This is a genomic window from Arthrobacter sp. LAPM80, from assembly GCF_046736435.1.
GTDB lineage: Bacteria > Actinomycetota > Actinomycetes > Actinomycetales > Micrococcaceae > Specibacter.
Window position 1 is genome coordinate 14673 of the sequence record NZ_JBCHVD010000003.1, and the last position, 17505, is coordinate 32177.

The window sequence follows — 17505 nt, forward strand, 5'->3', positions numbered from 1 at the left end:
CAGCCCGTTAGAAGCCACCGGCGAGCAAGCGAGCCGCATGCTGGTATGAACGGGTCACACCCGCCTGGGTGAGCCGTGTGACGGGGGCTCCCAAGGCATAAATCAATCCCGCAGGCCTGCTGAAGGCCAGCAGTCGAAAGTACACGCCGCCGTCGGGCATCTTCATGGCGATGAAAGCTTCCTCGCCGAGGGCCGGATGTCCGGGAAGGGTGCCATAGCCGAAGCCTGCAATCTCAACCTCCCGCCCGTCTGGACCTGCCATCATCTGGGGCTCAAGCGCCCAGACCACTTCGCAGGGCACGGGGAGGCGCAACTTACCCACGCCAAATCCACTCACAACGCGTGCCCCGACGACTGCGCGCGGCGGCGCACTGACGCTCAGGCCTGCGCCGCGTTGGATCTGCCACGTCATGATTCCTTCGGCAAGCGAGACAAACGATTCGGAGCCGTTGCCCACCGCTAAGGTCTTGTCCACGTAGCCAAAGCCCTTGGGCCAGTGCGACGGATCCGCGGGTTTTTGCGCCACAAGGCGCGTGAGCCCCAGGCAGGGATAATCAAGGGTTTCACGGTTGGCTTTTGACAACGTGTGCACTCCATTTCAGGGCTTCTTGTTGTTTTTTGGGCAGGCCGGACACGACGAGGTCATAGGAATCCTCCATCATGTCCAACACCATTTGTGTCTCCACGCTGGAGGTGTCGACGGTGTTCCAATGCCTTTTGTTCAAGTGGTAGCCCGGGATGATTCCGGGGTTTGCCGCACGCAGTGCCGGGGCCAGTTCGGGGTCGCACTTGTAGCTGACTGACAGCGGCGAGAGGTCAAGGTTGCCCAGCGCGAACACCTTGCCGGCGCGTTCCGCGCCACCGCCACTTGGCGCCTTGACCTTGAAGACGCTGGTGTGCGGGCCAAACGGGAAGTCCTCGTAGGCACCCGTCAACGCCAGGGCCGCGGCACGCAAGGTAGCTGCGCTGATGCTCACTGCGGCTCCCCGGCATCCTCACCTGCGGCTCCCGCACCGGGCACAACGAAAACGTCGGGGTTCAGGACTTCGTAGTTGAGGACCGCAAACTGGCCCTGTTGGCTGGCGGAGCGCAGCGTCAACCGATCGGCCCCCACCTTGCGCGGCAGCAGCGGTGCCCCTGACACAAGCGCTGCCGGCGCGAGGGTGATGAACAGTTCATCCAGGGCCCCCACATCAAGGAACTGGCCAGCCAGGTCGCCGCCGCCGACAACCCAGACATCCAGCTCGCCTGCTGCGGCCTTGATCTCCTCCAGTACATCGGCCACCGCTCCGCTGACGAAGCGGACGTCTGCGCCTTCGGGCACCGGCAATATTCGGGAGGTGAAGACATACGTGGGCTTGGCGCCGTAGTACTGCTGCCACTTGTGCGGCTCGGCCAGCAGGTTCTCAGCCTTCAGGACCCACTCATAAGTGGATGAGCCTTCCACAAACACGCCCATGGCGTCCATGAAAGCGCCAATATCGGGGCCTTCGGCGTCATCCACGGCAAAGAGCCAGTCTAGCGAGTGGTTTGAGTCCGCCAGGAATCCGTTCAACGTCGCCGCTGTGTAGTAAACAATTCGCGTCATGGATCCAACGCTACCCGGTGGGCGTCATGCCGGCACGGGCCCGCACTACCGCGTCCGGGCTATTTGGTGGCAAGATAATCCTCCAACAGCACCACTTTGAGCCCTGCCGCCTTTTGCGCCTTCATGAAGGCCGCAAGATCAGCGGGGAACTCAGGACGGAAATGCATCAGGACAATGTCCCCCGGGCGCAGGGCCGCACCCACCTGGTAGTCCATGCCGCCGGCGTTTGCCTTGGATTCCCAATCGATGATCGCCTTCAGGCCGCACGCAGCCACGGCCTGGCGGGTTGCCTGGGTGTAGGGCCCCCCCGGTGGCCGGAAGAACACGGGCCGGCGCCCGTACTGCTGCTCCTCAAAATCCGCCATGCCGCAGATTTCGGCCTTCTGCTCCTCATAGCTGAGCCTGATGAAGCCCAGATTGTGGGTCATGGTGTGGTCCTCGATCAGGTGCCCGGCGGCGGTGTATTTCTTGAAAAACTGCGCGTTTTCCGCGATGAAGGCGTGGGCCAGGAACAGCGATGCCTTGATGCCGTTCTGCTCCAGCAGGGCCAGGTCCGATTCGCGTTTCACGGCGCCGTCGTCGATGGTCAGGAACACCACTTTTTGTTCGGTGGGCACCTTTGTCAGGACGGGGGCCAGGCCGCCTTCGATGGGCGGCAGGACGTAGTCGGGGACAAGCCCGTCCAAGGTGTCCACGCGCCCGGTGACAGGATTAATGGCGGGTGCGCTGGCAGTCGGGCTGGGAGACGGGCTCGACGCCGGAACCTGCGTTGGCGCCGTCGTACCGACTTTCGCCGGGGTACTTGCCGACGTGGCAGTGTTGGCGGTCGCGGCTGTGCCGGTCGCATCCGAGGGTGCAGGTATTGAAACAAACCACCAGATGCCGGTTGCCACGAGCGCGACTGCCACCACCAGTGTCAACAGCCCTATCAGGCGGCCGTTTTTGCGGGAAAGGTCAAGATGACGGGGCATGGCTTCTTTCAGAGGATTGAAATGCGAGCGGACCGGCGGCCTACAGGCCCAGTCTTGCCGCTTCGATCTTGGGGCAGGTGTCCATGACCACCTCGAGCCCGGCGAGCAGGGCCCGCTGGGCGGCTTCCTCGTCAACAACACCCAGTTGCAGCCAGACTGACTTCGCCCCGATGGAAATGGCCTCGTCAACGACGGCACCGACCTTGGCGGAATTGACGAAGCAGTCCACGACGTCGACGGCACCGGGGATCTCAGCCAGTGTCTTGAAACCCTTGGCGTCGTGGACGTCGTCGCCCTTGAGGCTTACCGGGATGATTTCATGGCCGAGGTGCTGCTGCAGGAACAACGAAACGCCAACGGCGGGGCGCAGCGGGTTGTTGGAAAGTCCCACAACTGCCCAGCGGCTAGGGGTCGTCAACAGCCGACGGATCACCTGCGGGTCATTAATTTTGGCCATGGTGAAAGCCTAATCCAAAACATGGAACCATTCAGGCAATCACGTAGGAGTCCTCGACCGTGGGGCGGTCGTTGTCCCCGGAGTCCGGTTCCGGTTCAACGTCCTCTTCGGGCACGTCGTCGATGTCCACGTAGTCCGCGTTGGTGAGCTCTTCGGTGTACGCGGCCCAAAACTCATTGGGGGCCGCCGCCGCGGGATCCAAGGCCTGCAACTGGGTTTGGAAGGATTTCTTGACCTCTGAAAAGTCCTCGTCGTCCTCAGGCCCCACGGTGTCCCTGTCGATGGAACCCCAGGCGGCAATAATAGCCGGCAGGGTGTCAAGGGAGGAGGTAATAAGTGTTTCCTCGTCTTCGCAGACGTAAAGCATGGCGGAGCTGTTGCGGTCAACAACCACGAACTGAAAATCGCCGTCGTTGCAGACAATCGCACGACCCCTGGCGTCATCGGCAAACGGTGGCTTGAGCCATTGCCCGTCGAGGGGCACGTCCTCCAACCCAGCCGGATAGAGCCCTTCCAATACCGACCAAATTCTGGCGTCGTTCATGATTTCCTCCTGCCCTTAGTTCTGACAGTAATCACAGCCAGCATCGTGCGTCAACGGAGACTTTTATTCGGCCGGCAGCACCACGTGGCTGTTTTCGAAGCGGCGGTTGAGCAGCACGGGCAGGAACTCCCTGACTTCTTCGATTCGCCTGTGTGTCACGTCGGCAGTTGCAACGCCTTCGGCCTCGTCGTTGAGGAAGCCAACGGGGATCCCCATGGGGTCAAGGATGGCCGAATGGCCGATGCAGTGGCTGCTTGAGGTCCCTGCGGCTGCCACCCAACAGGTGTTTTCGATGGCCCGGGCCTTCAACAGCGTCTCCCAGTGCTCCACCTTGTGTTCGCCCTTGAACCAGGCAGCGGAAACGCTGAGCAGGTCGGCACCGGAGTCGACAAGGGCGCGGGCCAGTTCGGGGAAGCGGATGTCGTAGCAGGTCATGATGCCCACTGTGAAGCCGCCAACCTCCACCACGGTGATGGCCCTGTCGCTTGGCTTGATCCGGGTGGATTCCTTGTAGGAAAAGGCGTCGTAAAGGTGCAGTTTCCTGTACGTGCCCAGGATCGCCCCGACATCATCCACGGCGACGACTGTGTTGTAGGGCCGGCTTTCACCGCTTGATTCGTAGCCGCCGGCGATGACGGCGATCCCTGTGTCGGCGGCAATCAGGGACAGGCCCTGCACAAAAGTGGTCCAGTGGCCATCGACGGCGGCGGCAAAGTCGCCATCCACCCGCCCCACCGAGAACATGGCCTCCTCGGGGAACAGGATCAACTTGCTGCCGTCCTGGGCCGCGGTTGCACTGAGCTTGCGCATGGTTGCCAGGTTCTCTGCAACGTCCCCGCCTGGATTGAACTGTCCAACACTGACTTTCATGGCCGTGGGTCCTTCCGATGGATATTCTGTGCAACCAGCCTAGTCCGTGACCCGACGTTCTTGACCCGCGCAAAAAGGCAGGGACGACGGCGGAACCTGGGTTCCGCCGTCGTCCCTGCCTTGGTGCCCGGTCAAGCCGGGTTATGTCAGATGCCGTTGATCAGGTCGTGGCGCACGATCGTCTGGTCGCGGGCCGGGCCCACGCCGATCGCGGAGAGCCGGGTGCCTGACATGCCCTCGAGAGCGAGCACGTAATTGCGCGCGTTTTCGGGCAGGTCCTCCATGGTGCGGGCACCTGTGATGTCCTCAGTCCAGCCCGGGAAGTACTCGAAGATCGGCTTCGCGTGGTGGAATTCGGTCTGCGTCATCGGCATTTCGTCGTGGCGTACGCCGTCAACGTCGTAGGCAACGCAGACAGGGATGGATTCGATGCCCGTGAGGACATCGAGCTTAGTGACGAAGTAGTCCGTGAAGCCGTTGACGCGGGAAGCGTGGCGGGCCAGGACGGCGTCGTACCAACCGCAGCGGCGGGGGCGGCCGGTGTTGACACCGAACTCGCCGCCAGTCTTCTGCAGGTAGATGCCCATTTCGTCGAAGAGTTCCGTGGGGAACGGGCCGGCGCCAACACGGGTGGTGTAGGCCTTGATGATGCCCACTGCGCGGGTGATGCGCGTGGGGCCGATGCCCGAGCCAACCGACGCGCCACCGGCGGTCGGGTTGGAGGAGGTGACGAACGGGTAGGTGCCGTGGTCGACGTCAAGGAACGTGGCCTGGCCGCCTTCCATGAGTACGACTTCGCCGCGGTCAAGTGCCTCGTTCAGCACGTAGGTTGCGTCGATCATCATGGGACGGACACGCTCGGCGAAGCTGAGGAAGTACTCCACAACCTCGTCCACTTCCACGTCACGGCGGTTGTACACCTTCACGAGCAGCTGGTTCTTCTGCTTGAGTGACCCCTCCACTTTTTGGCGCAGGATGGACTCGTCAAAGAGGTCCTGGACGCGGATGCCCAGTCGGGCCACCTTATCCATGTAGGCCGGACCGATGCCGCGGCCGGTGGTGCCGATGGCGCGGCTGCCCAGGAAACGCTCCGTGACCTTGTCCAGCACCTGGTGGTACGGGGCAACCAGGTGGGCGTTGGCTGAAATGCGTAGTTTGGACGTATCCGCACCGCGAGCCTGAAGGCCTTCGATTTCCTCAAACAGTGCCTCGAGGTTTACCACGCAGCCATTGCCGATGATGGGTGTTGCATTGGGGCTCAGAATGCCGGCCGGAAGGAGCTTGAGCTCATACTTCTCACCGCCTACGACGACGGTGTGCCCGGCGTTGTTGCCGCCGTTGGGCTTCACCACATAGTCGACCAAACCACCTAGAAGATCTGTGGCCTTGCCTTTACCTTCGTCACCCCACTGGGCGCCGACGATTACGATTGCTGGCATGGGACCCTCCCCCTTGCTCATAAGTTGAGCCGGACCTGCAGAATTCGGCGGTTGTTCCGCCGTACAGCGTCCGGACACGAAAATGCCCCTTGGGAACCACCTGCCTAATCCCATAGGTACTGCGGATAGGCATATGGCCAAGGGGGTCTTACCCCGCAAGTTTACTTCACCGCCCCCGCAGTCGCACATTCGGCACTACACTGCCGGGCGTGGCCAGGTCATAAATACATGACAGATTTTTAGTGTCCCAAGGAAACTAAGTGCTACACTGTCCTCAGGACACTAAATGGGGCTTCCGTCCAGTCCCTCGAGGAAAGTAGGCCGACATGATGTTTGAAAATAAAGTGGCCCTTGTAACCGCAGCAGGTGCAGGGATCGGGGAGGCCATCGCCCTCCGACTCGCCGCCGAGGGTGCCGCAGTGGTGGTCTCCGACGTCAATGACACAGCGGGCCAGGCCGTGGTCGAAGCCATCACGGGCGCAGGTGGGCGCGCGGCCTACATGCACGCAAATGTGGCCGATCCCGATGATGTCAAGGCCCTCATTACCTTCACCCTGGACACCTTCGGCCGCTTGGACCTTGCTGCCAACAACGCCGGGATCGGCGCCATGCCCAAGCCTGTTCAGGACGTCACCTTGGCCGAATGGGACCGCGTCATGGCTGTCACGCTACGCGGAACATTCCTGTCCATGCAGGCGCAGGTATCGCATTTCCTGGCCAACGGCGGTGGCGCCATCGTCAACACAGCCTCGGTTGCCGGCCTCTCCTCGACCGCCATGCTGACGCCGTACGGTGCTGCCAAGCACGGCGTGGTGAGCCTGACTCGCAGTGTTGCCATGGAAAACGCCGACAAGGGTATCCGGGTCAACGCCGTCGCTCCCGGCCCCATCGAGACTGCCGCACTTGCATCCCTCCCCGAAGAGGCTCGTGCCGGCTACGCTGCCGGGGTTCCCATGAAGCGCCTGGGCCAGCCGGCGGAAATCGCCAATGCCGTCGCCTGGCTGCTCTCCGACGAAGCATCCTTCATCACCGGTGTGGTAATTCCCGTTGATGGCGGCACCGTCCATGCCTAAGGAGTGGGTCCCTGACGACAACGATCCCGGCGCCCACGAACCGGACACCGACTACAGTGCGGCGTTGATCGCCACACTGACCCGGGTGCTCAGTGCATGGACCGCCCCAGACTTCATGACGGCTGTTGCTGCCCGTGAAGGGGTTGAGCTCGATCCCGGAGCCATCACCATGGTCACGATTCTTTCCAAGGACGGACCCCAACGACCGTCCTACCTTGCTGCGGAGATGATGACCGGGGCATCGAACATTTCCAAGATCTCCGCCCGGCTCACGGCAGCCGGTCTCCTGCAGCGCATTCCTGATCCAAGCGATGCCCGGGCACAACTGCTGGAACTGACAGCTCCGGGCAAGAAAATTGCCGTGGCCCTCGTCCGGGCAGGGGCCGGTCTCGTGGAGGAATTGCTGCGCGGCTGGGACACAACGGACAGGCTGGATCTGGTCAGGCTTCTCAAGAAATTTGAGGGCTCCACCATTACCTTCTCGGCAGGGCTGGGGCCCGCCACTGCTGCGAATTCAACCAAAAAAAACAACCATAAGGAACACTGACATGACCGAGGCAAAAACACCCCGCAGCTACATCATCACCGGAGCCGGTTCAGGCATCGGCGCCGCCACGGCAGCCTTGCTGCGCGAACGCGGCGAGAACGTCATTGGCGTTGACTTGAAGGGCGCCGAGGTTGAGGCCGACCTGAGTACCTCAGCAGGCCGCGCCGCTGCAGCCGCCAAGGCCGTCGAACTTGCCAATGGCAGCGTTGACGCGGTCATCGCCTGCGCAGGCATCTCCGCACCGATCCCCTTGACCGTGCGCGTGAACTACTTCGGTGTGACGGAGTTCCTCGAGCACCTGGCACCCACTCTGGCCAAGAGCCCAAACCCCCGCGCCGCCGTCGTTAGTTCCATGGCATCATTGCAGGCGAACTCCCCCGAACTCGTTGAGGCACTGCTCTCAGGCGATGAAACCGCAGCCGTGGCCATCGGAACCGCACTGGCAGAGAAGGGCCCCGAAGCGGGCTACCTGAATTACCCCTCCAGCAAGCGGGCACTGAGCCGCTGGGTGCGTCGCGAATCCATCACACCGCGCTGGGCAGGGGCCGGAATCCCGCTGAACGCCGTGGCTCCCGGCACCGTGATCTCCCCCATGACTACACAGCTATTGGCCACCGAGGAAGGCCGGGCCATGGTGGATTCCCACGTACCCATGCCGCTGAACTATCACTCCGACGCCGTTGTCATCTCTCGCCTCTTGGCCTGGCTGACAAGCGAAGAGAACACACACACCACGGGCCAGACCATCTACACCGACGGTGGCGCCGACGCTTCGCTGCGTGGGGACAACATCTGGGACTAATCCCCCTTCCCAACCGGCCGCCCGTGTGCAACCGCCCAAACGGCCAAACACGGGTGGTCCAATCAACTAGATGGTTGATGATTTTGCCCCTGTGCGGACATAGTTTGAAGACATGGAGCAGATAAACGACAGTACAAACCCGACGGGCGCTTCCCGCAACAAGTGGGCAGGCCTCGGCGTGTTGGCCGCCGGCCTATCCATGATCGTCATCGACGGCACCATCGTTGGCGTCTCCCTGCCAACGATCATTGAGGACCTCCACCTTGACCTGAACGAGGCACAGTGGGTCAACAGCCTGTACTCGGTGGTCTTGGCCGCCCTGCTGCTGACAAGCGGGCGCCTGGGCGACAGGTTCGGGCGCCGGAAGCTGTTCATCATCGGCGTTGTGTTGTTCATGGCAGGCAGCATCTTGGCCGCCCTCTCGCACGACGCCAACGGGCTGATTCTCAGCCGCGTCCTTCAAGGAGTGGGCGGTGCGGCCGTACTGCCGGCAACGCTTTCGAGCGTGAATTCCACGTTCTTCGGCAAGGACAGGACCACGGCGTTCGCCATCTGGGGCGCCGTCATCTCCGGCGTGGCGGCCATCGGGCCGCTGCTGGGAGGCTGGCTGACGTCGTCGTTTGCCTGGCAGTGGATCTTCATGGTGAACATCCCGCTGGGTATCGCCGTCCTGGTGGGAGCCGTGGTTTTCGTCCCCGAGACGAAGTCACCCAACAACAAGGCCGGGATGGACATCCTTGGCCTGCTGTTGAGTGCGGCCGGATTCGGCCTGATGGTCTTTGCGCTGATTGAGGGACCTTCGCTGGGCTGGTGGGCCGCGAGGGACGCACTTGACCTTGGACCCTTCAGCTGGCCCGCCGATGCCGCCATATCCGTTGTGCCCTTGACATTGGCCGCGGGCATTGTTCTGCTGGCCGCGTTCCTACTGTGGGAAAAGCACCGCTCAAGGATCGACCGGTCAGCGATTTTGGACCTCACCTTGTTCCGTGTGCGGACCTTTTCCTGGGGCAACTCGGTCGCTGCCATGGTGGCCATCGGCGAATTCGGCCTGCTGCTGGTACTGCCGCTCTATCTCATCAACGTCCTTGGCCTGGGCACCCTCAACGCTGGTTTTGTCCTGGCAGCCATGGCCCTGGGCGCGTTCTTCTCGGGAGCTTCGGCCAGGCATTTGGCCGCGCGGATGGGTCCGCCCAACGTGGTCATCATCGGCCTTGCCCTGGAGAGCGTCGGCCTGCTTGTCCTTGGCCTGCTGATCACGGCCAACACTTCAGTCTGGCTCATCGCAGCCCTGCTTGTCATCTACGGTTTGGGTCTGGGGTTAGCTTCAGCGCAGTTGACGGGCACGGTCCTGGCCGACATCCCCACGGCCGCTTCGGGCCAGGGATCCGCCACGCAAAGCACTGTCCGGCAGTTGGGTTCGGCCTTGGGATCGGCCATCATGGGCAGCGTGCTGGCACACTATGCAGTTTCGAGCAGCACCAAACTGCTTACGGCGGTGCCGGGCCTTCCCTCGAACCAGGTGGAGACCTTGTCGGTGCAGTTGCGCGACTCGGCCGGCGGCGTCATCTCCCACCTGGCCCAGCTGGGCACCCACGGCCCGCTGGGCGATGCCGGACCTGCGGCTGTTGACGCACTTTCAAGCGGCTTCGCGCAGGCGGCAGGCGCCTCCGTCCTAGCCGCAGCAGGGTTCTTGTTCATTGGCCTGCTCGGCTCATTCTTCGTTGCAGCAGCCTCGCGAAAGACGGCCGAAAACTAAAAATGACGCCGCTTGCGGTTTCCGACACCGTTCTAACGGTGTCGAAAACCGCAAGCGGCGTCATTTTTGTCGCTGGGGATTACAGCGCGGCCTCGATCGCGGCAGTTGCCAACGGATCGGAGTCGTTCAGGAACGTGGCAATGCGTGCAGCTTCATCGGACTCGCCGATGACACCGGCCGCGCGGCCCAGGGCGTACAACGCGCGCAGGAAACCGCGGTTTCCCTCGTGCGAGTACGGCACAGGGCCGGTGCCGCGCCAGCCGTTGCGGCGCAGTGCGTCAAGGCCGCGGTGGTAGCCGGTGCGTGCGTAGGCGTAGGACTCGATGGTCCGGCCCTCCGCATAGGCCTCGTCAGCCAGAATGGCCCACAACAGCGAAGACGTGGGATGCGCAGCAGCCAAATCAACGGCTTCGTCCCCCGCGTCCAGACGCGCAACTACGTCCTCCTCCACCGGGAGCAGTGTGGGCTCCGGGCCGAGAAGGTTCCGGCGGAATTCGTCGCTCATGTTACTTGAACGTCTTGCCTGCGGAGCCCAGCTGCTGTGCAGCCTCGACGACGCGTGCTGCCAGGCCCTTTTCAGCCGCTGCACCCCAAACGCGGGGATCGTAGGTCTTCTTGTTGCCAACTTCGCCGTCGACCTTCAGGACGCCGTTGTAGTTGGTGAACATGTGGTCGACCACCGGACGGGTGTAGGCGTACTGGGTGTCAGTGTCGACGTTCATCTTGATGACACCGAAGGACACGGCGTCGGCAATTTCCTGATCCGAGGAGCCCGAACCGCCGTGGAAGACCAAATCGAAGGGGTTTTCCTTGCCGATCGAGGCACCAACGGCGGCCTGGATTTCCTTCAGGATCTCCGGGCGCAGCTTGACGTTGCCGGCCTTGTACACCCCGTGCACGTTGCCGAAGGTCAGTGCAGTGATGTAGCGGCCGTATTCGCCCGAACCCAGCGCCGCAACCGTGGCCAGGCCGTCTTCGATGGTGGAGTACAGCTTGTCGTTGATGGCGTTTTCGACGCCGTCTTCCTCGCCGCCAACAGCCCCGATCTCAACTTCAAGGATCATCTTGGCGGCGTGGGTGCGGGCCAGCAGTTCGCGGCCAATGCGCAGGTTCTCTTCGAGGGTTTCATGCGAGCCATCCCACATGTGGGAGTTGAAGATCGGGTCGCGGCCGGCCTTCACTTCTGCCTCGGAGGCTTCCAAGAGGGGAAGCACAAAGCCGTCCAGCTTGTCCTTGGGGCAGTGGTCGGTGTGCAAGGCAACGTTGATCGGGTAGTTCTTGGCCACTTCGCGCGCGAATGCTGCGAAGCCCAATGAACCGGCAACCATGTCCTTGACACCCGCGCCTGACCAGTAGGCCGCGCCACCGGTGGAAACCTGGATGATGCCGTCGGTGCCGGCATCGGCGAAGCCCTGCAGGGTTGCGTTCAGGGTCTGGGAAGAAGTCACGTTGACCGCGGGGTAGGCGAAGCCGCCAGCCTTGGCGCGGTCGATCATTTCGGCGTACTTATCCGGTGTAGCGATGGGCATTAAGAGCTCCTCTGGGCTGAACGGTGTAAAGAGGCGATCAACGGACCGCCTCCCGCATGGCTGCTTCCATCCTAGCGATTGCCTTCACAGCAGCGAAGTTCGCGTCGCTACTGCCCAGTTTTTGGACTGTGGCCACGCACGACGACGGACCCGCGCACTTCAGTGCCGGGGTCCGCCGAAAGCGCTAGTTGTTTACCTCCCGTGCCAGCTGATGGCCAGCGCGAAGTCATAGTTCATGCTCCCGATGCCCGTGACGTTGTCGTAATCCTGGGTGGTGGTCAGGGACGTGTCAAGGTTCATCGAGACCAAATACTTCTTGCCGTCGCTGGGTCGCGTGAACGCCAGCGCCTTCGGCGTGCGCGGCTGTGTCACATCGGTGAACGTTCCGGGCTGGTGTCGACTCGTGGAGTAGATGCCAGGGTCGCGAAGCCGGGAGTTCTGCCGCTGACCTGCTGTGCGACGGCCATCTGCCCGGCGGACAATGGTGCGGCCAGGGACGTGCCACCAGATGTATGGACCGTGAACGGGTCGGTGATCAACGTGCTGTCATTGTTGATGGGGCTGATGCCGATGACATAGCCCGGGCAGTAATCCGCCAGCGTGGAGACGTCGGGCATGACACGCATGCCATGGGCCAGCGAGTTGGGCACCACGCCCTTCTGGTAGGCCGGCTGGGCAAAAACGGCGCTTACGCCACCGCCGGCTCCTCCTTGGAAGTCCGTTCCCGGCACGGGCGAAACATAGGCGCCGTTGCTGCCGGGGCCGTGCCATGGACCGAGGCCACGTCGGAGGCCTGTTCGGGCTGCCATCCACTGGGTCCGCCGCACAGGTGTTAATGTCCGAGAGCATGGTGGGGATGCATAGGCGTCAATGATCGCCACGGTTTGTCCCCGGCCGTCGGCAGGTGCGCTGTAACCGTGGTCTGACTTCGTCAGGTCAGCCCTGCCGTCGGCCGAGTTGATCTGGCTTGGCATTTAACCACACAGGTAGGTCGGATAGCTCGTCTTGCCGTAGGCGCTCGGAACCGTATCGCTGTACTGCCCCAAGGAGTTTGAGCAGGCGGCTGTTGGTGCCGGCGGCCTGGTACTGCGTGCCTGCGGCGATGGCTGGGTGCCGTCGTCGGGAGAGACGTAGTTCGGGCGCGTCAGCAGGCTGCCCTGATCAACAAAGACCCCGGCAACCGGTGCAGTATTACTTGCTGGCAGGGTCGGCGCCTTGGACGGGCAAACCAAAGTGGCGCCCTTGAAGTCGTCATTGTGGAGCTGGGCGTCGAAGGCAGCGTTCAGCTGGGCGACGGTGCCGCGAAACACCACAAACAGGCGGCTCTCAGGCACCCCGCTGATGACCATTCCCTGCAACTTGAGGTAGTTGACCACCGAATTGTAGAACCTTCAGGCCGGGAGATACTTGCCGATCCACTGGGCGGGCGAAAGCCACTGCCCATAGCTGCGGTCTCCGGGTGTCGAGACTGCCGTGGCCAGCGCCTGCGCGCCCCTGAGGTCCCGGAGTTGAAAGTAAATTTCCCCTTCGACAGTTGCATCCGCCGCTGCGGCGCCCTCATTGTTTGCCAGTTGCGCCCCACTAGGAACACCGCCGGGATACGCGGTGTCAGGGGATGCGGGGCGCCCGTGGCTGCCGTCGCGCCAAGATCGACAGAGATCCTTCACCGGGCAGGCGCCCCGTGCGCCCGCACACTGCCGAGCCTAGACCGCTGTGTTTTGCTGGCTATGAGGCTGGGCAGAAGCTATGGATCGAAGGTTTTTATTGCACCCGCTGGTCGAACACGTGCCGGCGGATCCAGGCATGCATGGCAATGCCGGCCGCCGAGGCCGCGTTGATGGATCGGGTGGAGCCGAATTGCTCGATGGACAAGGTGGTCCGCGCCGCGGCGTGCACCTCGTCGCTCAGGCCCGGACCCTCCTGGCCAAACACGAGGACGCAGTTGCGGGGCAGCTCATATGTTTCGAGCTGTTCGGAGTCGGGGAAGATGTCGATGCCGATAATCGCCAAGCCTTCGCCCTCCGCCCAGGCCACAAAATTTTCAACTGTGGGGTGGTGGCGGACGTGCTGGTAGCGGTCGGTGACCATCGCGCCGCGCTTGTTCCACCGCCGTCGTCCGATGATATGGACCTCCTTGGCCAGGAACGCGTTGGCCGTGCGCACGACGGTGCCGATGTTCATGTCATGCTGCCAATTTTCAATGGCCACGTGGAAATCGTGGCGCCGAGTGTCCAATTCGGCAACAATCGCCTCCATGGTCCAGTACCGGTATTCATCCAGGACGTTGCGGCGGTCGCCCTCGGCCAGCAGCTCAGGATCCCAGTGGTCGCCCTCCGGGAGCTCGCCTTCCCAAGGACCGACGCCCACTTCATGGTGCGTTTCCACGTACTCGGGGGCGTCAGGGGCAGAATTTTCACCGATTTTACTCACCGTCCAACTTTACGCACATGCGCGCAGGTATCGGGCCCCAGCGACATTCTCTGCAAGACTGGACACCTGATACAGCGCCCCGAAGGAGAGCAATGACCAAGCTAAACCACCGCGAGCCCGCCGACATCGAATGCTGGCTCACCGACATGGACGGCGTGCTGGTCCATGAAAACAAGGCGGTGCCCGGGGCCGCTGAGCTGATCGAGCGCTGGGTCGCCACCTCCAAACGCTTCCTGGTGCTCACCAACAACTCAATCTTTACCCCGCGTGACCTCGCCGCCCGCCTGCGTGCATCAGGGCTGGAGATCCCGGAGGAAAACCTGTGGACCTCGGCCCTGGCGACCGCCCAATTCCTGAAGTCGCAGATGCCGCACGGGCGCGCCTTCGTCATTGGCGAGGCAGGATTGACGACGGCGCTGCACGAGGCAGGCTTCATCCTCACCGACCAGGACCCCGACTATGTGGTCCTCGGCGAGACCCGGACCTACTCCTTTGAGGCCATCACCCGGGCCATTCGGCTCATCGGCGACGGCGCCCGCTTTATCTGCACGAACCCCGACGCCACCGGCCCCTCCAGCGAAGGGCCGCTCCCGGCGACGGGCGCAGTGGCCGCCCTGATCAGCAAGGCCACTGGCCGCGAACCGTACATTGTGGGCAAGCCGAACCCCATGATGTTCCGTTCGGCCATGAACCGCATCCAGGCGCATTCGGAGACGACGGCGATGATCGGCGACCGCATGGACACCGACATCATTGCGGGCATGGAGGCCGGGCTGCACACGGTTCTGGTGTTCACGGGCATCACCCAGCCCGAGGATATCGACGCCTACCCGTTCCGCCCGAACCAGGCGTTGGACTCTGTTGCCGACCTACTCGACCTCCTTTAAGCCAGGCACCTGAGCACACAATGGTTGTCCGGGGGCTTTGGCTCCCGGACAACCATTTGTGTTTAACACCCGGCTCCCGTGCCGCTGATGCAGCCGCGCCGCTACCATGAACCACGCAGCCCTCGAAGGTCCACTCCGGCCGCTTTTCATGGTTCTTTCCCGGTCCAGACGAATCCGGGCTCAGGGACCCAGTTGTCCCCCGGATATTTCCAGGTAACAGGAGCCGCAGAGCGATTCGTACCAGACCTCGGCACCCTCGATGGCGACTTGTTCGCCGTCGAACACGACTGTGTCGCCGATCTTGCGGGTGTTGAAGAGGGCTTTCCGGCCACAGCGGCAAATGGTCTTCAGCTCTTCCAGCGCGTGGGCGATTTCAAGCAACCTGGCAGCCCCGGGGAAGGCACGGGTGCGGAAGTCTGTACGGATGCCGTAGGCAATGACCGGGACCCCGTCCAGCACGGCGATGCGGAAGAGGTCATCAACCTGCTCGGGGCTCAGGAACTGGGCTTCGTCCACCAGGAGGCAGGCCACGGGCGCCTGGTCGACGTGCTCGAGCAGCGCATCGGGGTCGTCGCCGCGAGCGTGCATGGCAAACACTCTCCGGGCGTCGGCATCGGGCGGGATGACGAAGTCCACCTCACGGCTGACACCCAACCGTGAAACGATGGAAGTCTCCCCTTTGGTGTCCACCCCGGGCTTCGTCAGCAGCACCCGCTGGCCGCGCTCTTCATAGTTGAAGGCCGCCTGTAACAGCCCGGTCGACTTGCCGGAGTTCATGGCGCCGTAACGGAAGTAAAGCTTTGCCAAGGACAGTTCCTTTCAGCTGTTCCAAAAAGCTGTGGGCCCTGTACCTGTCCGGTGTCAGGCCCACATTCTATGATGGAATTCTCAGCAGTTTATTAAGACACACCACCAGGGCACCCTCGCCGTTTTTAGGCAGGAGCACGTGGGTGGGCGTGGGTGGGCCCACGCGCCCGAGGGCCCCAAGAAAGTCGCGCCAGCGGCTTTCTTAGGGAGGGCGTGGGTGGGCCCACGCGCCCGAGGGACCCAAGAAAGTCGCGCCAGCGGCTTTCGTAGGGAGGGCGTGGGTGGGCCCACGCGCCCGAGGGCCCCAAGAAAGTCGCGCCAGCGGCTTTCTTAGGGAGGGCGTGGGGACTACAGGCCGAGTTCGTCCTTGCCGAAGATGAACAGGTACGGAACGTTGGCTTCGGCTTCGATGCGTTCCTTGGCGCCGGTGTCGCGGTCAACGATCACGGCGACGGCCTGGATGTTGCCGCCTGCCCTGCGCACGCCTTCAACGGCTGTCAGGGCGGAGCCGCCTGTGGTGGAGGTGTCTTCCAGGACGACAACCTTGCGGCCGTCAACACCGGGGCCTTCAACCTGGCGACCCATGCCGTAGGACTTCTGTGCCTTGCGGACCACGAACGCGTCGATGGCGCGGCCGGCATCACCGGCGGCGTGCATCAGGGCCGTGCCGACAGGGTCTGCGCCCATGGTCAGGCCGCCGGCGGTCTCGAAGTCGATTCCGGCGTCGTCAAGCAGTGCCAGCATGACGCGGCCGGCGAGGCGGGAAGCCTCGTGGTGGAGGGTGATGCGGCGCAGGTCGATGTAGTAATCGGCTTCCTTGCCCGAGGAGAGGATCACCTTGCCGCGAACAACGGCGAGATCCTTGACGAGTTCTAGCAGGCGGGCGCGGTCAGCGGCAAGAGTGGAGGTCATGGGTTTCATTGTAATTGGGAGCACGCAACACCACCGAAACACGCACGCGATAGGCTGATCACATGCGCGAACTACAGGCACAGATCATTGCTGAACTCGGCGTCCAGCCCAGAATTGACCCGGCAGCGGAGGTCACGCGGCGCGTGAGCTTCCTGAAGGATTACCTCAAGGCAACAGGCACTCGCGGCTTTGTGCTTGGCATCAGCGGCGGACTGGATTCGACGCTTGCAGGGCGCCTGGCGCAGCTGGCCGTCGAGGAACTGGCAGAGGAAGGCATCGACGCGAACTTTATTGCCGTCCGTCTCCCCTACGGCGTCCAGCATGACGAGGATGACGCCCAAAAGGCCTTGGAGTTCATCAATGCGAAGACCGAATCCACCTTCAACATTGCCCCTGCCGTCGACGGCTTTGAGGCTGCGTTCGCCAAGACCAACGCCGGGAATGTTTCGGATTTCAACAAGGGAAACATCAAGGCCCGCTCCCGCATGATCGCCCAGTACGCGCTGGCCGGCCACGACAACCTGCTTGTCATCGGCACCGACCACGCGGCCGAGTCTGTCACCGGATTCTTCACTAAATTTGGCGACGGCGGCGCTGACATCCTGCCGCTGTACACGCTCAACAAGCGACAAAACCGTGAGCTCCTGAAGGTTCTGGGCGCCTCGGAACAACTCTGGAACAAGGTTCCCACGGCTGACCTGCTCGACGGCGTCCCCGGCCGCACGGACGAGGACGAGCTCGGCATCACCTACGAGGAGATCGATGATTACCTCGAGGGGAAGAGCATCCCCGACGCCGCAGCGGAGTCGATTGAGCGCCGTTTCCGCCAGAGCCGGCACAAGCGCACCGTCCCCGTGTCGCTGCTCGATACCTGGTGGAAGTAACCGTCCGCG

The 17505-nt window shown here is 62.8% G+C and carries 22 protein-coding genes and 1 pseudogene; 7 read left to right on the top strand and 16 right to left on the bottom strand.

Annotated features, from left to right (window positions below; genetic code table 11):
• Positions 1-7: 7 nt before the first annotated feature.
• The 8 genes from AAGW05_RS04125 to AAGW05_RS04160 all read right to left on the bottom strand — a co-directional run bounded on the left by AAGW05_RS04125 (position 8) and on the right by AAGW05_RS04160 (position 5869).
• Positions 8-583: a DUF1990 family protein gene (locus AAGW05_RS04125; RefSeq protein ID WP_411803212.1), complete on the bottom strand. Its 576-nt coding sequence runs from the start codon at positions 581-583 to the stop codon at positions 8-10.
• Complete coding sequence (locus tag AAGW05_RS04130) at positions 564-977, bottom strand: MmcQ/YjbR family DNA-binding protein (protein ID WP_411803213.1); 414 nt, start codon at positions 975-977, stop codon at positions 564-566. The genes AAGW05_RS04125 and AAGW05_RS04130 overlap by 20 nt, the downstream gene beginning before the upstream one ends.
• The gene (locus tag AAGW05_RS04135) at positions 974-1588 is read right to left on the bottom strand and encodes a dihydrofolate reductase family protein (RefSeq protein ID WP_411803214.1); all 615 of its coding nucleotides are present in this window, start codon (positions 1586-1588) and stop codon (positions 974-976) included. Before AAGW05_RS04135 ends, AAGW05_RS04130 begins: the two co-directional genes overlap by 4 nt.
• A 59-nt stretch (positions 1589-1647) precedes the next feature.
• Positions 1648-2559, bottom strand: coding sequence for a polysaccharide deacetylase family protein (locus AAGW05_RS04140; RefSeq protein ID WP_411803215.1), 912 nt, complete (start codon positions 2557-2559; stop codon positions 1648-1650).
• A gap of 40 nt (positions 2560-2599) precedes the next feature.
• Positions 2600-3016: a CoA-binding protein gene (locus tag AAGW05_RS04145; RefSeq protein ID WP_411803216.1), complete on the bottom strand. Its 417-nt coding sequence runs from the start codon at positions 3014-3016 to the stop codon at positions 2600-2602.
• Between the two features lie 31 nt (positions 3017-3047).
• A complete protein-coding gene (locus tag AAGW05_RS04150) occupies positions 3048-3560 on the bottom strand; it encodes an SUKH-4 family immunity protein (protein ID WP_411803217.1) in 513 nt (170 codons plus the stop codon).
• 63 nt (positions 3561-3623) lie between these two features.
• Positions 3624-4430 (bottom strand): carbon-nitrogen hydrolase family protein, encoded by an 807-nt coding sequence (locus tag AAGW05_RS04155; protein ID WP_411803218.1) that lies wholly within the window; start codon positions 4428-4430, stop codon positions 3624-3626.
• Positions 4431-4576: 146 nt separating this feature from the next.
• A complete protein-coding gene (locus AAGW05_RS04160) occupies positions 4577-5869 on the bottom strand; it encodes an adenylosuccinate synthase (RefSeq protein WP_411803219.1) in 1293 nt (430 codons plus the stop codon).
• Between the two features lie 326 nt (positions 5870-6195).
• Between AAGW05_RS04160 and AAGW05_RS04165 the strand changes: the two genes are divergently transcribed.
• The 4 genes from AAGW05_RS04165 to AAGW05_RS04180 all read left to right on the top strand — a co-directional run bounded on the left by AAGW05_RS04165 (position 6196) and on the right by AAGW05_RS04180 (position 10047).
• Positions 6196-6942, top strand: coding sequence for an SDR family NAD(P)-dependent oxidoreductase (locus AAGW05_RS04165; RefSeq protein WP_411803220.1), 747 nt, complete (start codon positions 6196-6198; stop codon positions 6940-6942).
• The gene (locus AAGW05_RS04170) at positions 6935-7489 is read left to right on the top strand and encodes a MarR family winged helix-turn-helix transcriptional regulator (protein ID WP_411803221.1); all 555 of its coding nucleotides are present in this window, start codon (positions 6935-6937) and stop codon (positions 7487-7489) included. Before AAGW05_RS04165 ends, AAGW05_RS04170 begins: the two co-directional genes overlap by 8 nt.
• Before the next feature lies 1 nt (position 7490).
• Positions 7491-8291, top strand: a complete 801-nt coding sequence (locus tag AAGW05_RS04175) for an SDR family oxidoreductase (RefSeq protein ID WP_411803222.1) — start codon at positions 7491-7493, stop codon at positions 8289-8291.
• A 112-nt stretch (positions 8292-8403) separates the two neighbouring features.
• Positions 8404-10047, top strand: coding sequence for a DHA2 family efflux MFS transporter permease subunit (locus AAGW05_RS04180; RefSeq protein WP_411803223.1), 1644 nt, complete (start codon positions 8404-8406; stop codon positions 10045-10047).
• Positions 10048-10126: 79 nt separating this feature from the next.
• Here AAGW05_RS04180 and AAGW05_RS04185 read toward each other — a convergent pair whose 3' ends face one another.
• Complete coding sequence (locus tag AAGW05_RS04185; protein ID WP_411803224.1) at positions 10127-10552, bottom strand: DUF3151 domain-containing protein; 426 nt, start codon at positions 10550-10552, stop codon at positions 10127-10129.
• Position 10553: 1 nt separating this feature from the next.
• A complete protein-coding gene (gene fbaA / locus AAGW05_RS04190; RefSeq protein WP_411803225.1) occupies positions 10554-11576 on the bottom strand; it encodes a class II fructose-bisphosphate aldolase in 1023 nt (340 codons plus the stop codon).
• A gap of 56 nt (positions 11577-11632) precedes the next feature.
• On the opposite strand from fbaA, the gene AAGW05_RS04195 reads away from it, so the two are divergent.
• Positions 11633-11764, top strand: a complete 132-nt coding sequence (locus AAGW05_RS04195; protein ID WP_411803226.1) for a hypothetical protein — start codon at positions 11633-11635, stop codon at positions 11762-11764.
• A 4-nt stretch (positions 11765-11768) separates the two neighbouring features.
• Here AAGW05_RS04195 and AAGW05_RS04200 read toward each other — a convergent pair whose 3' ends face one another.
• The 4 genes and pseudogenes from AAGW05_RS04200 to AAGW05_RS04215 form a co-directional block, all read right to left on the bottom strand.
• Positions 11769-11948 (bottom strand): hypothetical protein, encoded by a 180-nt coding sequence (locus tag AAGW05_RS04200; protein ID WP_411803227.1) that lies wholly within the window; start codon positions 11946-11948, stop codon positions 11769-11771.
• The gene (locus tag AAGW05_RS04205) at positions 11945-12550 is read right to left on the bottom strand and encodes a hypothetical protein (protein WP_411803228.1); all 606 of its coding nucleotides are present in this window, start codon (positions 12548-12550) and stop codon (positions 11945-11947) included. The genes AAGW05_RS04200 and AAGW05_RS04205 overlap by 4 nt, the downstream gene beginning before the upstream one ends.
• Positions 12551-13243: pseudogene (locus AAGW05_RS04210) on the bottom strand (protease pro-enzyme activation domain-containing protein). It abuts the gene before it with no gap.
• A 94-nt stretch (positions 13244-13337) separates the two neighbouring features.
• Complete coding sequence (locus AAGW05_RS04215; protein WP_411803229.1) at positions 13338-14006, bottom strand: TrmH family RNA methyltransferase; 669 nt, start codon at positions 14004-14006, stop codon at positions 13338-13340.
• Between the two features lie 92 nt (positions 14007-14098).
• Here AAGW05_RS04215 and AAGW05_RS04220 point away from each other — a divergent pair, with 92 nt between their 5' ends.
• Positions 14099-14893 carry an HAD-IIA family hydrolase gene (locus AAGW05_RS04220; RefSeq protein WP_411803230.1) on the top strand — a complete coding sequence of 265 codons (795 nt, stop codon included), beginning with the start codon at positions 14099-14101 and terminating at the stop codon, positions 14891-14893.
• Between the two features lie 180 nt (positions 14894-15073).
• Here AAGW05_RS04220 and AAGW05_RS04225 read toward each other — a convergent pair whose 3' ends face one another.
• Both AAGW05_RS04225 and pyrE read right to left on the bottom strand, forming a co-directional pair.
• The gene (locus tag AAGW05_RS04225; RefSeq protein ID WP_411803231.1) at positions 15074-15700 is read right to left on the bottom strand and encodes a thymidine kinase; all 627 of its coding nucleotides are present in this window, start codon (positions 15698-15700) and stop codon (positions 15074-15076) included.
• 348 nt (positions 15701-16048) lie between these two features.
• Positions 16049-16612 (bottom strand): orotate phosphoribosyltransferase, encoded by a 564-nt coding sequence (gene pyrE, locus AAGW05_RS04230; RefSeq protein ID WP_411803233.1) that lies wholly within the window; start codon positions 16610-16612, stop codon positions 16049-16051.
• A gap of 62 nt (positions 16613-16674) precedes the next feature.
• Here pyrE and nadE point away from each other — a divergent pair, with 62 nt between their 5' ends.
• Positions 16675-17496, top strand: a complete 822-nt coding sequence (nadE, locus tag AAGW05_RS04235; protein WP_411803234.1) for an ammonia-dependent NAD(+) synthetase — start codon at positions 16675-16677, stop codon at positions 17494-17496.
• Positions 17497-17505 lie beyond the last annotated feature (9 nt).

Excerpts from the sequence above, each read along its gene's own strand:
- AAGW05_RS04135 (WP_411803214.1), bottom strand. The coding sequence starts at position 1,588 with ATGACGCGAATTGTTTACTACACAGCGGCGACGTTGAACGGATTCCTG.
- AAGW05_RS04140 (WP_411803215.1), bottom strand. The coding sequence starts at position 2,559 with ATGCCCCGTCATCTTGACCTTTCCCGCAAAAACGGCCGCCTGATAGGG.
- AAGW05_RS04145 (WP_411803216.1), bottom strand. The coding sequence starts at position 3,016 with ATGGCCAAAATTAATGACCCGCAGGTGATCCGTCGGCTGTTGACGACC.
- AAGW05_RS04150 (WP_411803217.1), bottom strand. The coding sequence starts at position 3,560 with ATGAACGACGCCAGAATTTGGTCGGTATTGGAAGGGCTCTATCCGGCT.
- AAGW05_RS04155 (WP_411803218.1), bottom strand. The coding sequence starts at position 4,430 with ATGAAAGTCAGTGTTGGACAGTTCAATCCAGGCGGGGACGTTGCAGAG.
- AAGW05_RS04160 (WP_411803219.1), bottom strand. The coding sequence starts at position 5,869 with ATGCCAGCAATCGTAATCGTCGGCGCCCAGTGGGGTGACGAAGGTAAA.
- AAGW05_RS04165 (WP_411803220.1), top strand. The coding sequence starts at position 6,196 with ATGATGTTTGAAAATAAAGTGGCCCTTGTAACCGCAGCAGGTGCAGGG.
- AAGW05_RS04170 (WP_411803221.1), top strand. The coding sequence starts at position 6,935 with ATGCCTAAGGAGTGGGTCCCTGACGACAACGATCCCGGCGCCCACGAA.
- AAGW05_RS04175 (WP_411803222.1), top strand. The coding sequence starts at position 7,491 with ATGACCGAGGCAAAAACACCCCGCAGCTACATCATCACCGGAGCCGGT.
- AAGW05_RS04180 (WP_411803223.1), top strand. The coding sequence starts at position 8,404 with ATGGAGCAGATAAACGACAGTACAAACCCGACGGGCGCTTCCCGCAAC.
- AAGW05_RS04185 (WP_411803224.1), bottom strand. The coding sequence starts at position 10,552 with ATGAGCGACGAATTCCGCCGGAACCTTCTCGGCCCGGAGCCCACACTG.
- fbaA (WP_411803225.1), bottom strand. The coding sequence starts at position 11,576 with ATGCCCATCGCTACACCGGATAAGTACGCCGAAATGATCGACCGCGCC.
- AAGW05_RS04195 (WP_411803226.1), top strand. The coding sequence starts at position 11,633 with ATGGCTGCTTCCATCCTAGCGATTGCCTTCACAGCAGCGAAGTTCGCG.
- AAGW05_RS04205 (WP_411803228.1), bottom strand. The coding sequence starts at position 12,550 with ATGCCAAGCCAGATCAACTCGGCCGACGGCAGGGCTGACCTGACGAAG.
- AAGW05_RS04220 (WP_411803230.1), top strand. The coding sequence starts at position 14,099 with ATGACCAAGCTAAACCACCGCGAGCCCGCCGACATCGAATGCTGGCTC.
- pyrE (WP_411803233.1), bottom strand. The coding sequence starts at position 16,612 with ATGACCTCCACTCTTGCCGCTGACCGCGCCCGCCTGCTAGAACTCGTC.
- nadE (WP_411803234.1), top strand. The coding sequence starts at position 16,675 with ATGCGCGAACTACAGGCACAGATCATTGCTGAACTCGGCGTCCAGCCC.